Consider the following 13,879-nt stretch of genomic DNA (forward strand, 5'->3'; position numbering starts at 1 on the left):
GGTGAACTCATCTGAGAGCACGCCCCCTAACAAGGGGACCAGGTACCGTATCGTGCCTCCCGCGGCACCGGCGCCAGTCCCTGAAGCTCGACCTCGTCACGCCAGTTCCTCAGTACACCCCAGTGAGGATCGTTCCAAGTTGGACAAAGATCCCGCTCGACACTCGGTTGCGGAATCTCCTTGTGAAAACAACGCTGGAACTGCCACTTTGAGCACTCCCGCTGGAAGCAGTACCACGGCCAGCGGGGAGGCGTCGGCAAGCGTTAAGCAAGAGGCTCAGGCAGCCTCAGTAGTTACCCTGGATAGAGAGCAATCCGCCCATACTGCAGCAGACAGTACCTCGACGACTTCCGCTTCACCGGCGCATGGAGACTCCAATACTGCCAATACCAGCGATAATGACGTCGTACGCTCCACAGGATCCATGGCGATAGCCACTCTTTTCTCACGCATTACGGGATTTCTGCGTACCGTTTTAATCTCCACCAGCCTAGGCGGAGCGATTGCCTCGGCGTTCAACACCGCAAACACTCTGCCTAACCTCATTACAGAGATTGTATTAGGTGCGGTACTCACGTCTTTGGTAGTTCCCGTTCTTATTCGCGCGGAAAAAGAAGACCCCGATAGAGGCGCCACTTTTATCCGGAGACTTTTTACCCTGGCGGCGGTATTGCTCGGAGTAGTCACAGTCGGAGCGATCATCACTGCGCCACTTCTGAGCCGGATAATGCTAGGTACAGATGGCAAAGTCAATATTGTCCAAGCTACTAGCTTTGCTTATATCCTGCTTCCGCAGATTTTCTTCTATGGAATGTTTTCTCTGCTCATGGCAGTGCTCAACACCAAGCAAATCTTTAAACCTGGTGCTTGGGCACCGGTAGCAAACAATGTGATCACTATTGCGGTGCTTGTGTTGTACATGCTGCTCCCTAATGAGCTTGATCCCACAGCGCCCTCTAGCGTCACAGACCCGCACATACTGCTCCTGGGAGTCGGAACCACGCTGGGAGTGGTTGTTCAAGCGTTGATTATGATCCCGCCGATCCGCAAGGCCGGAATATCTCTCAAGCCTTTGTGGGGCATTGATGCGCGATTGAAACAATTCGGGGGAATGGCTACGGCAATCATTGTTTATGTGGCGATCTCTCAGGTCGGCTACATGCTTACTACCCGTATCGCTTCTTTTTCTGATGAGGGCGCACCAAACATCTATCAACAGCACTGGCTGTTATTACAGGTTCCTTACGGGATTATCGGCGTCACTTTACTTACTGCCATCATGCCGCGTCTTTCCCGCAACGCCGCCGATGGTGATGATAAAGCAGTGGTTCGTGACTTGATCGTCGGATCAAAGCTCACATATATCGCGTTAATCCCCATCGTCATCTTTTTTACAGCGTATGGTGAGCGCATTGGTCTCGGGCTTTTTGCTTATCGACGCTTCGACGCGGAGTCCGCAACTATCCTCGGTTGGACGCTTAGTTTTTCTGCGTTTACATTGTTGCCCTATGCGTTGGTTCTGCTGCACCTGCGAGTTTTTTATGCACGCGAAGAGGCATGGACTCCTACCTTCATCATCGCCGGTATCACCGGTACCAAGATAGTTCTCTCCGTTATCGCTCCATACGCTGCTACGGATTCCAGCCGGGTAGTGATTCTCCTTGGTGCGGCTAACGGCTTTGGATTTGTTGCCGGCGCAATCATCGGCGCAATGTTACTGAGGCGTAAACTTGGTAATCTCGGCGGACGCGAGGTACTAAAGACGAGCACCTGGGCATTTATTGCTTCTGGCGTAGGTATTCTTGTGGCTCTTGCTCTGAGTTATATCCTCGATCAATTTATGGGTGGCTTTTTCAGCGCCTTGGGTAACTTCGGTCTACTTGTTCATCTCAGTATTGTCGGCATCGTCTTTCTTCTTTGCACGGGCCTCGTTCTTTCTCGCTCCGGCCTAGAAGAAGTAGTGAATCTTGGTTACGCCCTTCAACGTATTCCAGGTATGCGCCGCATCATCCATATGCGTGTCCCGCAAACAGACGCTATGGTGCCAACCCGTCAGGCTATAGCCAACGAGGTAATGGCATTCGACGACACATTCAATGCCACTCCGATCCCGGCACCTATGTCTGCTGGTATCGTCCGCGGCCCACGACTCGTTCCTGGCGCTCAGGTCTCCGATGGCCGCTTCCGTTTGTTGGCAGACCATGGCTCTGTTTCTACTGCGCGTTTTTGGCAAGCTAGAGAAAAAGCCACTGGTAGGGAAGTGGCTTTGATCTTTGTGGATACATCGGGCAAAGCGCCGCAAGCCCCCGCGACCCCCGCGGCTGCTGCTGGGGAAGCAGCAGAGGTATCACGCCGTACTCGTGCGCTAGCTAATCTCAATCATCCAGCGATCGCACCAAATATTGAAGTTTTGTCTTATCGCAACGGTTGCTTGGTGGTTGCCGATTGGGTTGCTGGTTCCTCACTAGCTTCCGTAGCTAATACACCTGTTAATCCTTATGCTGCCGCCTATGCTTTTGAGCCGATCAGTCAGGCCGCACAGTTTGCGCTAGCTGCGCATACCCCGTTAGGCATTGATAATCACGCACGCATCCGTATTAACACGGATGGTATGGCCATTCTTGCGTTCCCCGCAGTCTTGTCTGATTCCTCCTACGAACGCGACATGCGCAGTATTCGCACCGCACTGGGCACGCTTATTCAGGTGGACACTGCTCCGCAGGAAATTACCGATCTACTACGTGTGGATGCCACCGAGCTTCCGCATGCCATTGCAGACCTTCCAGATTCTCCTTCAGTTGCTGAGGATCACCTCGTGATCAAGGAAGAAGCTACTCCAAAACCCCGCAATACTCCGGGCTTTGGTAGCGCTGGTTTTAGCAACATCAGCCGTGCAATTATTGCCATAGCTGTGGCAGTTATTGTTGTCTCCGTCGCTTTGATTACTGGTTATATCACTAGTCTGTTTGGCAGTAGCCACGGTCAGACTCCTCTAAATAGCGATCCCATTGTTCACTCCAGGCCCTCTGATGCATCAGAGGTTCCTAGCATTGTTGCCCCTATAAAAAGCGCTACTGCATGGTCACCTAGCGGCACAATTCCCAATCGCGAATCCACGTCTACTGCACAGCTAGCTATTGATCCAGATAAATCTAGTGCTTGGTCCACCGGGCCGCTAGCAAAGGGGCAGGGGGCTGGTCTCCTCATTACACTTGCTCAGCCGCACCAAGCTAGCTCGGTTGTAGTAGAGAGCAATGGTATCCCGGCAAAGGTGTCTATCTACCAAGTAGAAGATCCACATCTTTCTTCCCTGGATTCTGCTCAACTGTTAGAAGAACAAAAGGTTTCTTCTATGCAGACCCGGATTCCTCTAGATAACGAGCCGTTAGTCACCTCCATTCTGGTGTGGGTCACGGGGACCCCCGACAATGCTTCTATGAAGGTGCACAACGTCACGGTGGTAGCTACTTCTTAGGCGTACTACGCAAAACTGTGGTGGGAAAGAATGATCTATTCTTTCCCACCACAGTTTTCTTTTTCTTACTATAAAACCGCAATTATCACTTTTATGCAGAACCTCACCTCTTCAGCTCCTTGTATATGCGTTTTCGCGTATATCCATAGCGGTTTTGTGGGCTACTAAAGTCACACCAAAAGCCATAAACCCACTTTTATACAGGTCAGAACATTAAAATTCTTCTTTCTGCATATCTGTAACATCCAATTCATTGGGCAAAAAGAACATCTTGCCCACGCGATTTCTTAGTCAAGATTAGACGGGAGAATTAAAGAATCACCGTGTCGCTACAAAACGACACCGCAACACTATGGGGGGAAATAGTGCACTGTGCAGTCGCGTCCACCACGATCGAGCATGATGCATCCGGAACTAAAACAAAGCTGTGTCGCTCAAAGACCCACGACTCTGATCTCGTTCTACAGTTCCTGGAAGGCGACAATCAAGCTTTTAATGAAATTGCTAAGCGGCACTACCGTAGTCTGTGGTGGCTTGCACGTCGGCACAGCTACTGCGATTCTGATGCCGACGACATCATGCAGGAAGCAATGCTCAAGGCTGTACGCAGCCTAGAGCGATACCGGGGAGATTCTTCCTTAAATACCTGGCTTTATCGGATTGTCTTTAACACGGCCTACGACCATATTTATCGATGCACGCATCGAGACAATCTTCCGTTAGAGCCACTCATGGAAACACGCTCCCGGCTAGACTGCGAGCTTAGCCATGATCCATTCAAGGATCACGCTCTGTCCATGGAGGTAGCTCAAGCCGTAAACATGCTGCCCTCCGAGCAGAGAAATGCCATCCTCTTAGTCGATTTTGCTGGATACGACGTTGACGTTGCCGCACAGATAGAAAAAGTTCGACCGGGAACGATCAAATCGCGTCGGGCGCGGGCGCGAAAGACTCTGAGAAGTCTTCTCAATCCCGTATTCGAAGAGCTTTAGGACATAAGGGCTATATAAACGTTGTCCTTGTCACGTTGGGAATGCAAGCTTGCCCTAACTTGTTAGGAACAAAAAGAAAGTAACCTATGAGAATGCTGAGGCGCTGCGGCCAACGGCTACACTGAGCCAGGATCACAAAAGCACCTACGGAGATACTCACAAGTGCTTTCTCCATATATCTGGCCCTGCTAGATTCAGTTACAACAGCTAGGAAGGCAACCTCATGTCCGAAGCACCCAACGCGACCACAGTGCACGACGTAGCCATCATCGGTTCTGGCCCAGCCGGCTATACAGCAGCACTCTATGCGGCTCGCGCTGAGCTCAAGCCCATTGTTTTCGAGGGAATCGAATTCGGTGGTTCTCTGATGACCACCACAGAGGTAGAAAACTTCCCTGGTTTTCCAGAAGGCATCATGGGGCCAGACCTCATGGACAACATGCGCTCCCAAGCCGAGCGTTTTGGGGCAGATCTCCGAATGGAGTTGGTAACCAAGGTAGAGCTTGAAGGGGAGATCAAGAAGATCTGGGTCGACGACCAAGAGTTCCACGCTCGTTCCGTCATCTTGGCCACAGGTTCTGCGCCTCGCTATATCGGTGCAGAAGGCGAACAAACCCTTCTTGGTCGGGGCGTCTCTGCATGTGCCACATGTGATGGATTCTTCTTCCGCGATCATGACATCGCTGTCATCGGCGGCGGCGATTCTGCCATGGAAGAGGCAACATTCCTCACCAAGTTTGCTAAATCTGTGACCATCGTTCACCGTCGCGAAGAATTCCGTGCCTCTGCCATCATGTTGGAGCGAGCAAAAAATAACGACAAGATCAAATTCCTCACCAACAATACCGTATCCAAGGTATTGGGGGAGAACACTGTAAGCGGGCTGGAGCTCACAGACACTGCCACAGGAGAAACCTCTATTCTCGATGTCACGGCAATGTTCGTAGCCATCGGCCATGATCCTCGCTCTGATTTATTCCGCGGAGTAGTGGATACCAATGATGCTGGCTATGTTCGGGTAGAAGAGCCTTCCACTCGCACCAATGTTCCTGGTGTCTTTGCCGTAGGAGATCTTGTCGACGCTCACTACCAGCAGGCAATCACCGCCGCGGGGTCCGGTTGTCGGGGAGCTATAGACGCCGAGAATTATCTCGCAGCCCTCGATGCCTAATCTCACTATTGCTTTACCTTCCTAGTCTCTACACACCACCTACGCATAAGGAGAAACCACATGAATGCACCTATCGCTTTGACCGAGGCCACTTTTAAAACAACCGTCATTGACTCTGATAAGCCAGTTCTCGTCGATTTTTGGGCAGAATGGTGTGGACCATGCAAAAAGCTTGGCCCGATCATTGATGAGATCGCTGCTGAGATGGGCGACGAAGTCGTAGTGGGCAAAGTCGACGTCGATGCCGAGCGAAATCTAGGCGCAATGTTCCAAATTATGTCGATTCCTACCGTCCTTATTTTCAAAGATGGCCAGAAAGTCGCCGAATTTGTTGGAGTTCGCCCCAAATCAGAGATCGTGGCAAAACTGCGTTCACACCAGTAGCTGGTATCCTTTGACGAGGATTACAAAGCCATCACTTTGCCGTTAACCGGTATTTTGGCTTGACCACTCGTTATTGGAAAGGAGCAGTGTGTCTGACATCTTGCGAGTAGGTGACCACAGCCCGCGCGTCGCTGAAGTCAGAACAGCACTGACACGCCTTGGTCTTGTGCCGGACTCTGATAAAGAAATCAAGCAGTCTAAGGGGCAAACGTTCACTGACCCAGAGACTTACTTTGACGAGGACCTCGCCGAAGTAATTAAGGGGATGCAACAGGCTCGGGGCATCATCGCTAGCGGTGAAATCAATGAGGTCACACTCCGTGCCCTCCGCGAGGCATCCTATAAGCTCGGTGCCCGAGTTCTTAGCTTTGAGCCGAATAATATCTTTGTTGGCGACGACGTAGTGCAGTTGCAAACGCAGCTTCAAGAGCTCGGTTTTTATACCGATCGCGTCGATGGCAGATTTGGTGAAAACACATACAAGGCGTTGCTCAGTTATCAGGTCAATTATGGACTGAAGAGCGATGGTGTCTGCGGCCCTGAGACAATCCGTGCGTTTGGACGTCTTGGACGCAGAATCACCGGCGGTTCGCCTCAAGCGCTTCGTGAGCGCGAGCGTGTCCGCGATGCCGGCCCTATGCTCGCCGGTAAACGCGTAGTTATCGACCCCTCTTTGGGCGGTAACTCACGTGGACAAGTGGTTCAGGGACCTTATGGGGAGATCACTGAAGAAGAAATTCTATGGGATCTTGCTACTCGGGTAGAGGGACGCATGATCGCTGCCGGGATGGAGACCATTATTTCCAGGCCTAGGCAGGATAATCCTTCACACCTTGAGCGTGCAGATATAGCCAATGCTTTTGACGCTGACGTCATGATTTGTTTGCAATGCGACCAATATCAAAATGATAAAGCAAACGGCGTTGCCACTTTTTATTTCGGTTCTGAGGCCGGAACCAGCTCCCTTACCGGCGAGATGCTGAGTGGATTCATCCAGCGAGAGATCAGCGCTCGCACTGATCTGGTCAACTGCGGTAACCACGGCAGGACCTGGGATCTGCTCCGTATCACTGCCATGCCCACCATCGAAGTGGTCTTGGGTTATCTCACTAATCCCCACGACGTCACCATTTTGACTGATCCTAAGCATAGAGACGCGATCGCAGAAGCAATCGTGGTGGCCGTCAAGCGCTTATATCTCCTCGATGATGATGATCAGCCCACAGGCACGTACAAGTTCGCAGAGATGCTAGAACAGGGCATGCTCTAAATTTTCCATGGTGGTTTTCCTTTTAGGAAGACCACCATTTTTCTGTGTTTTACACTGTCACGTTGGCAAGCAGAGGTTCTATTGCTTCAACGGTGAGTAGCGCATGCTCTGGAGGTAAGTGAAGGCGTAGGAGAGGTAACACGGGATGATGCCGAATGATCTCAAACCCAGCAGACTCCAATAATTCCACCGTCATCAGTCCTATCTCCTCCGCAGAGTTCACTATGCGCTGGATGTTCTCTGGTTGTGGATGAAAGGGATCGTCGCAAAAGGACTCGTCCCGAGCAAAAGCCTCAAGGGCTTTTATTCCTTGTCTTGCAAGGTGAACAATGGCTGCGTCGAGAAGCATTGTTTCTAGACCACTGCCCACCATGTTGGGATCACAGTGAAGAGAGGTCAGCACATAGGCGTCACTAGTTAGGGGAGCCGTAGGCAGTCGAGCGCACCCTGGAGCCTCAGAGGCTGGGCAATAGAGGAGAGTCGCATAGGCTCGAGGATTACCCGAGGCGAAATTGTCTGCGCTTGTGATATTGAAGCCACAGGTTCCGTATGCAGACAGCATAGCGGCTAACCAAGCTTCTTTTTCCAATGTAGGCGTACCAGCAGCAGAGGCACGCAACGCTGCTGATTCTTCCAACTCCCAGAACACGCTTTTCGACGCCCTCGAATGTATCCGGGGGATACCTTCTAAGTCTAGGGCCTCGATCCGTATGTTCATATCACCAAGAGCCTTTCACAAGAAGCTGTTAGTGCGGTTATTATCCTTCGCTGTTTCCGCCAAGCAGTCCCATAATGCGGTCAAAATCTTCACGACCACCAAACTCCACAACAATTTTTCCTTTACGCTTTCCCATGCTCACAGACACTTTGGTGTCTAGCCCGTCTGCAAGACGGTTTGCAGCGTTGGTAAGGAACTCAGGAGTTGGAGCCTTTTCCCGCTTCTTTGGTGCTGGTTTTTCACCACGGTTCATCAACGTGACGGCTTCTTCTGTTGCTCGAACAGAAAGCCCCTCAGCGACGATACGGTCGGCCAGAGCAACCTGAGGCGCTTCACCGCCTTTTACACCCAGGAGCGCCCGAGCGTGTCCAGCGGAAAGCACACCGGCCGCTACTTTGCGTTGCACTGCTACTGGAAGGGCGAGCAAGCGAATCATATTGGTGATTACTGGACGGGAGCGACCAAGTTTATCCGCTAGTTCATTCTGAGTAACGCCAAATTCCTGCAGTAGCTGCTGATAGGCAGCTGCTTCTTCCAAGGGGTTAAGCTGAACACGATGAATGTTCTCCAAGAGAGCATCGCGCAGCATCTCCGAGTCGTCGGTTTTACGGACGATTGCGGGAATAGTCTTCAGACCAGCTTTGGAGGACGCACGCCAACGACGCTCACCCATGATGATCTCATAGCGATCATCGGCAGCCTCACGGACCACGATGGGCTGGAGTAGTCCAAACTCGCGGATGGAATGAACCAGCTCGGCAAGGTCTTCCTCATCAAAAACGCTACGAGGGTTTTTCTCATTGGGAATAATTAATCCAATGGGAATCTCCCGGTAGGTAGCGCCGAATTCCTCAAGTTGCTGGTCTGCTCCCCGCGAGCCTGCAGACTGTTTTTCCACGGCTTGCGCAATGATAGGGCTAATGCGAGCGCCTTTGGCATCGCGTGGGGAATGCGATTGTTTCTTTTTCTCGGCCGCACCACCAAAAACCACGTCTGCCGCAGAGGCGCCGATTCGCTGTCCCGGTGCGGGACTACCGGTTATCAGCGCGCCAATTCCTCTACCGAGACCACCTTTACGAGTTTCCTGTGCCATCTTTCTTACTCCTTCGAGGTCTCATCCGCGTGGTCGGCTTCGCCGTCACTCTGGTTTTGCTCTTGTTGTTCACGTAATACTTCGGGCGACATGCCGATTGGGCCTGAGCTTTCCGACGGCACATAGTCGCCACGGGTAGCCAGCTCTCGTGCTGCGTCAAGGTAGGCGAGAGCACCCCGAGAACCCGGGTCATAAGCCAAAACAGTTTGCCCATAGCCTGGCGCTTCTGAGACCTTCACAGAGCGTGGAATCTTGGTTCCCAATACTACGTCGCCAAAGTGTCCACGCACCTCATCCATAACTTGTTCTGCCAGCTTTGTCCGACCGTCATACATGGTTAGGAGAATTGAGGAGATATGCAGATTGGGGTTGAGATACTGCCGGATCATCGTAATGTTGTTTAGCAGCTGTCCTACGCCCTCCAGAGCATAGTATTCACACTGAATGGGGATAAGCACTTCATCAACGGCGGTCATCGCGTTGATGGTGAGTAAGCCAAGCGAGGGGGGACAATCGATAAAGATGTAATCGAATTCCGCCTGCTGCATATACTCCGTATTGAGGGCATCGCTTAGTCGATATTCCCGCCGGACTAGATTAACAAGCTCAATTTCAGCACCAGCTAAATCGATGGTTGCAGGAATACAGAAGAGGTTCTCAGAGGCTGTTGTCTCTTGCAGCGCGTCTTCTACCGCGCATTCACCAATGAGCAATTCATAGCTCGACAAAGTTCCAGCACGGTGGTCAACCCCTAGAGCAGTGGAAGCATTTCCCTGTGGATCAAGATCAATAACAAGAACTTTTAGACCATTAATCGCAAGCCCCGCTGCGAGGTTAACTGAAGAGGTGGTCTTTCCCACGCCACCTTTTTGGTTAGCTACAGTCAACCTGCGAGAGCTATCTGGACGGGGCAGGTGCAGGCTATTCGGTGTCAACACCTGAGCCGCGCGGCGTGCCGCAGCAGCAATCGGTGTATCTTCCCAGTTCTGGTCGTCCATGCGTCCCTTCTCGTCTATGAAATCGAGGGCCCTATCCCGCCCAAAGTGTACTTTTTTACTTTAATACCTAGAAGGCAGACGGTTCCACACCGTCCAATGTCGATTTAGCGAACTTTTCGGATAGAAATCAGCGTAGTTGGGTCTTCAAGTTGATCACCCACCGTAAAAATCTTGATTTTCCCGCCGCCAGCTTTAAAAATCATTTTTTCATCACGGGCAAGCTCTTCTTTTACAGAGGATCCTTTCATAGCGATCATTTTCCCTCCAAGACGAACTAGGGGAAGCGACCAGCCCGCAAGTTTTCCTAGCGGAGCCACTGCACGTGAGGTCACTACGTCAACAAGCCCTAGCTCGTTTCGAATCACTTTTTCCTCTGCGCGTCCCCTCATTATGGTCACGTTATCTAGACCCAGAGAATCCTTCACTTCCCCCAGAAAAACAGAGCGTTTGAGTAACGGCTCTATGAGGGTTATCTCCAGATCGGGGCGAGCAAGTGCGAGAGGGATGCCTGGCAAACCAGCACCGGAACCAATATCCGCAACGCGAGCATTGGAGTCCATCGCTTCGCCTATAACTGCACAATTAAGTATGTGACGATCCCATAGTTTAGGGATTTCGCGGGGACCGATAAATCCACGTGTAGAGCCATCGGTAGCCAATAAACGATGGTATTCCACCGCTTTATCCAGCAGAGATCCGAAAATTTCTGCGGCTATCTCCGGAGGAGGGGTCAGCTCAAGCCCATGCTCGGTGCCGTTATTTTCCTCATGTTTCACGTGGAACCATCCTTCATGCCTTCTACCGACTCACATACATCCGGTACGGTTACAACGCTATCACGCTGATATGACACTACCGGCCCCAAAACGGGAAAGTGAACACATCGTTCATGCACTCCACCAAAACTGAATAGCAAAACTGCCGCCACCATGTGTGGTGACGGCAGTAAGCGGAAGAAAATTATTTTTTCTTACCCTTCTTAGGGTTCTGTGGGCGCTGCCCGGGCTTTGGAGCTGTTGCCCGCTTTGCAGCCTTTTTGGCTTCAATTTCTTCAGCTTCTTCCGCGTCAATCTTATTAAAGATCCAACGCTGCTGGAAGAAGGTCCAAATGTTGTTTGCCACCATGTAGAACAATAGGCCTAGGTGCCACAAAACACCTGTGAACAGGATGGTCAGAGGCATAAACCAAAGCATCATCTTGTTCATCAAGTCCATCTGCATTTGCATCTGGCCACTAGTAGGTGCGGCTTGCAAACCAGACTCGCGCCGTGCTTTTTGGCGGTTAACAGACAAACGTCCGTTCATATGCGTTGCTACCACGATGATCAGAATCAGCGGAGCTGCCACGGCGATAATGTTGACCCGGGTAAAATCTACAGGCTGGAATGCCTTGTACATATCAGCGGGCATCGAAATATATGAGGACAGTGGCACGCCAAAGATACGAGCGTCGAGGAATGACTGAACGTCTTCAGCAGAGAAGATGTAGTTGGGGGTCTCTCGGTTGACCTCAACAGAAAGCCCTAGCTGGCTATGGCCAGTTCCGGTGCGGTTGAAGGAACGCAACACGTGGAACAGTCCAATAAACACAGGCATTTGCACGAGCGCAGGAAGGCAACCAGCAATGGGATTTACTCCCACCTCTTTTTGCACTTTCCGCGTCTCTGCCATCATCTTCTGCTGGTCTTTTCCATATTTCTTACGGATTTCCTGCATCAGTGGCTGAAGTTCCTGCATCTTACGAGCAGAGCGCATCTGATTGAGCATGGGCTTCACAAGGAATGCACGAATCGTGAATGTCAGCAGCATAATAGCCAACACCCACGAGATGCCGGAGCCCGGGTCAAACACAAAGCTCACTACTTTGTGCCAGAACCACAGGATGGCCGAGATTGGCCAATAAATGAAGTTGAGCACTGTGAGTCAGAACTCCTTGGTGGTCGAAGTTTTAAGATGTGGCATTTCCCGCATATCAACGCCGAGGCACTGGGTCGTAACCGCCTGGATGCCAGGGGCCACATTTGGCTAGCCGCGCGATCGTCAACGCTGTGCCTATAACAGCACCACGTCGAGACACGGCCTCAAGCGCATAAGCGCTACAGGTCGGATCGAAACGGCAGGTAGACCCCATCTTAAGGGGAGAAATATATTTTTGGTAGAAACGCACCGCGTCATACAGCAGCCCACTGATAATCCCAGCAGGTCGCACAAGCCGAGAATTATTATTCTCATTGCTCATTTGATCGTGGGAATAACACATGAGAGAGGCTCCTCATCAACGTAAAAGAAGCTTTTCGACGCCCGAACGAACATCTGACTCAAGCTCCTTAGACGTTGCTGTTGCCGCCGGCGGTAATGCGCGGACGACGATATGTGCGTCTTGAGGAATCTGGTCTTTGATGCCCATAAGAACATGACGAAGTTTGCGAGAAACTGCATGACGGGTCACTGCATTACCCACGGCTTTAGATACCACGAGGCCAAAACGCGGCCCTCCTACTGCCGCTATTTCCCCCGCAGTAGCGTGGGTGCGTAAATGAATAACGACGGTGCTTCTCCCAGCACGCTTGCCTTTCCGAATAGTTCTACGGAACTCGTCGGAACTGCTGAGCTTGTGCCTAGAAGGAAGCACCGTCGTTTAATTCTTGTAAGAAGAGACTAAGCAGTCAGCTTCTCACGGCCCTTACGACGACGTGCAGCCACGATCGCGCGACCTGCACGGGTACGCATACGAATACGGAAGCCGTGCTTACGTGCGCGACGACGGTTGTTCGGCTGGAACGTCCGCTTTCCCTTAGCCACGGTGAACACTCCTCAAGTTGTGTGTAGGTGTCCGCACAAAGGTCCAAGACCCACATTGGTCTAGTACCTTCTAACTTCCCAGTGGTACTGAGAAGAGCGGTCACCCTAAATTGGATGATTTCAAGTGAGGTACGCGCACCACGCTAACCACAATCACGTTAGCGCCGAATTTCCGGAACCCTGTCAACGTCACACATCTCTTTTATGATGCGAGGCGTTCCGAAAGCCCTGTCGTTCATAGCGGCGTTCTCAACAAAGCACTTGCGATTGGCGTATTTAAAACACGCCCGTTGCAGTGACAGACCTCAACAGACTACGTGAATTTTCCTAGCTAGAACAAATCGACACGCCGTTCCCCCAACAGCACCCCTGTAATGACATTTTTGTAATTAACAGCTGCTCATCCACTATTTGGCCGGTCAGAGTCTCTCGACAGTTGCAATATAGCTATAAAAATGCGTCCTTTTGAGGTATCCGAGCCAAAAACATAAAACAATAAAACCTAATTTTTGGACAGCCCTACGCCACACCGAGTAACAATATCTGTAAGGAAAAATCACACACTGTGAATAACCAGATCTGTGGATAACCTTCAAGTTTATGTCGAAACTTTTCACATAGAATTGTGTTTACACAGGTTAAAGCAGGTATTTTTCACAGAGAATATTTTCCACAGGGTTGTGAAATAACTGTGGATAACTTTTCACACGCCCCGTGCTTGAAGTTATCCACAGTTGTGGAAAACTCTGTGGAATACGCGGTCACAGTACCCAAAACGCTGTGAACAACTCGGTGAAATCTCCGTGGACAGTGAAATAACATTTTTCACTGTCGGCTGGGGAAATCTCGTTTTGTTGGACATTATTTTTGGGATTAGTGGGCGCTGTTGATAGGGCATTGACCAGCGAATGCTTTGCCTCATATCAGCAAGAAAATTAGTTGTTGTTCATTCGCACAAGGTAAAGGAAATACGAAG

13 protein-coding genes are annotated in these 13,879 nt (G+C 51.1%); 5 read left to right on the top strand and 8 right to left on the bottom strand.

Annotated features, from left to right (window positions below; genetic code table 11):
- The first annotated feature begins 1 nt into the window (after window position 1).
- The 5 genes from murJ to CpATCC19410_RS10700 all read left to right on the top strand — a co-directional run bounded on the left by murJ (window position 2) and on the right by CpATCC19410_RS10700 (window position 7,292).
- A complete protein-coding gene (gene murJ / locus CpATCC19410_RS10680) occupies window positions 2-3,475 on the top strand; it encodes a murein biosynthesis integral membrane protein MurJ (protein ID WP_013242952.1) in 3,474 nt (1,157 codons plus the stop codon).
- A 323-nt stretch (window positions 3,476-3,798) separates the two neighbouring features.
- A complete protein-coding gene (locus CpATCC19410_RS10685; protein WP_014401491.1) occupies window positions 3,799-4,467 on the top strand; it encodes a sigma-70 family RNA polymerase sigma factor in 669 nt (222 codons plus the stop codon).
- Between the two features lie 223 nt (window positions 4,468-4,690).
- Window positions 4,691-5,638 (top strand): thioredoxin-disulfide reductase, encoded by a 948-nt coding sequence (gene trxB / locus CpATCC19410_RS10690; RefSeq protein ID WP_013242954.1) that lies wholly within the window; start codon window positions 4,691-4,693, stop codon window positions 5,636-5,638.
- Window positions 5,639-5,698: 60 nt separating this feature from the next.
- On the top strand, window positions 5,699-6,022 hold the full coding sequence (gene trxA, locus CpATCC19410_RS10695) for a thioredoxin (RefSeq protein ID WP_014367890.1): 324 nt from the start codon (window positions 5,699-5,701) through the stop codon (window positions 6,020-6,022).
- Window positions 6,023-6,110: 88 nt separating this feature from the next.
- Entirely contained in the window at window positions 6,111-7,292 is a 1,182-nt protein-coding gene (locus CpATCC19410_RS10700; RefSeq protein ID WP_013242956.1) for an N-acetylmuramoyl-L-alanine amidase, read from the top strand.
- Window positions 7,293-7,341: 49 nt separating this feature from the next.
- Here the strand turns inward: CpATCC19410_RS10700 and CpATCC19410_RS10705 are convergent, their stop codons facing one another.
- The 8 genes from CpATCC19410_RS10705 to rpmH all read right to left on the bottom strand — a co-directional run bounded on the left by CpATCC19410_RS10705 (window position 7,342) and on the right by rpmH (window position 12,903).
- Window positions 7,342-8,010 (bottom strand): GNAT family N-acetyltransferase, encoded by a 669-nt coding sequence (locus CpATCC19410_RS10705; protein WP_014301071.1) that lies wholly within the window; start codon window positions 8,008-8,010, stop codon window positions 7,342-7,344.
- Between the two features lie 40 nt (window positions 8,011-8,050).
- Window positions 8,051-9,103: a ParB/RepB/Spo0J family partition protein gene (locus CpATCC19410_RS10710; RefSeq protein WP_013242958.1), complete on the bottom strand. Its 1,053-nt coding sequence runs from the start codon at window positions 9,101-9,103 to the stop codon at window positions 8,051-8,053.
- A 5-nt stretch (window positions 9,104-9,108) separates the two neighbouring features.
- Entirely contained in the window at window positions 9,109-10,101 is a 993-nt protein-coding gene (locus tag CpATCC19410_RS10715) for a ParA family protein (protein WP_013242959.1), read from the bottom strand.
- A gap of 104 nt (window positions 10,102-10,205) precedes the next feature.
- Window positions 10,206-10,877, bottom strand: a complete 672-nt coding sequence (gene rsmG, locus CpATCC19410_RS10720) for a 16S rRNA (guanine(527)-N(7))-methyltransferase RsmG (RefSeq protein WP_013242960.1) — start codon at window positions 10,875-10,877, stop codon at window positions 10,206-10,208.
- 184 nt (window positions 10,878-11,061) lie between these two features.
- Window positions 11,062-12,018 carry a membrane protein insertase YidC gene (yidC, locus tag CpATCC19410_RS10725; RefSeq protein WP_014301073.1) on the bottom strand — a complete coding sequence of 319 codons (957 nt, stop codon included), beginning with the start codon at window positions 12,016-12,018 and terminating at the stop codon, window positions 11,062-11,064.
- A 55-nt stretch (window positions 12,019-12,073) separates the two neighbouring features.
- Window positions 12,074-12,361, bottom strand: coding sequence for a membrane protein insertion efficiency factor YidD (gene yidD / locus CpATCC19410_RS10730; RefSeq protein WP_013242962.1), 288 nt, complete (start codon window positions 12,359-12,361; stop codon window positions 12,074-12,076).
- 15 nt (window positions 12,362-12,376) lie between these two features.
- Window positions 12,377-12,733 (bottom strand): ribonuclease P protein component, encoded by a 357-nt coding sequence (gene rnpA, locus CpATCC19410_RS10735; RefSeq protein WP_013242963.1) that lies wholly within the window; start codon window positions 12,731-12,733, stop codon window positions 12,377-12,379.
- Window positions 12,734-12,759: 26 nt separating this feature from the next.
- The gene (gene rpmH / locus CpATCC19410_RS10740) at window positions 12,760-12,903 is read right to left on the bottom strand and encodes a 50S ribosomal protein L34 (RefSeq protein ID WP_013242964.1); all 144 of its coding nucleotides are present in this window, start codon (window positions 12,901-12,903) and stop codon (window positions 12,760-12,762) included.
- Window positions 12,904-13,879: the final 976 nt, after the last annotated feature.

The sequence above is a fragment of the Corynebacterium pseudotuberculosis genome (genome assembly GCF_002155265.1).
Lineage (GTDB): Bacteria > Actinomycetota > Actinomycetes > Mycobacteriales > Mycobacteriaceae > Corynebacterium > Corynebacterium pseudotuberculosis.

Coding starts and splice junctions, on each gene's coding strand:
- trxB (WP_013242954.1), top strand. CDS start 4,691: ATGTCCGAAGCACCCAACGCGACCACAGTGCACGACGTAGCCATCATC.
- CpATCC19410_RS10715 (WP_013242959.1), bottom strand. CDS start 10,101: ATGGACGACCAGAACTGGGAAGATACACCGATTGCTGCTGCGGCACGC.
- CpATCC19410_RS10705 (WP_014301071.1), bottom strand. CDS start 8,010: ATGAACATACGGATCGAGGCCCTAGACTTAGAAGGTATCCCCCGGATA.
- trxA (WP_014367890.1), top strand. CDS start 5,699: ATGAATGCACCTATCGCTTTGACCGAGGCCACTTTTAAAACAACCGTC.
- yidD (WP_013242962.1), bottom strand. CDS start 12,361: ATGTGTTATTCCCACGATCAAATGAGCAATGAGAATAATAATTCTCGG.
- CpATCC19410_RS10710 (WP_013242958.1), bottom strand. CDS start 9,103: ATGGCACAGGAAACTCGTAAAGGTGGTCTCGGTAGAGGAATTGGCGCG.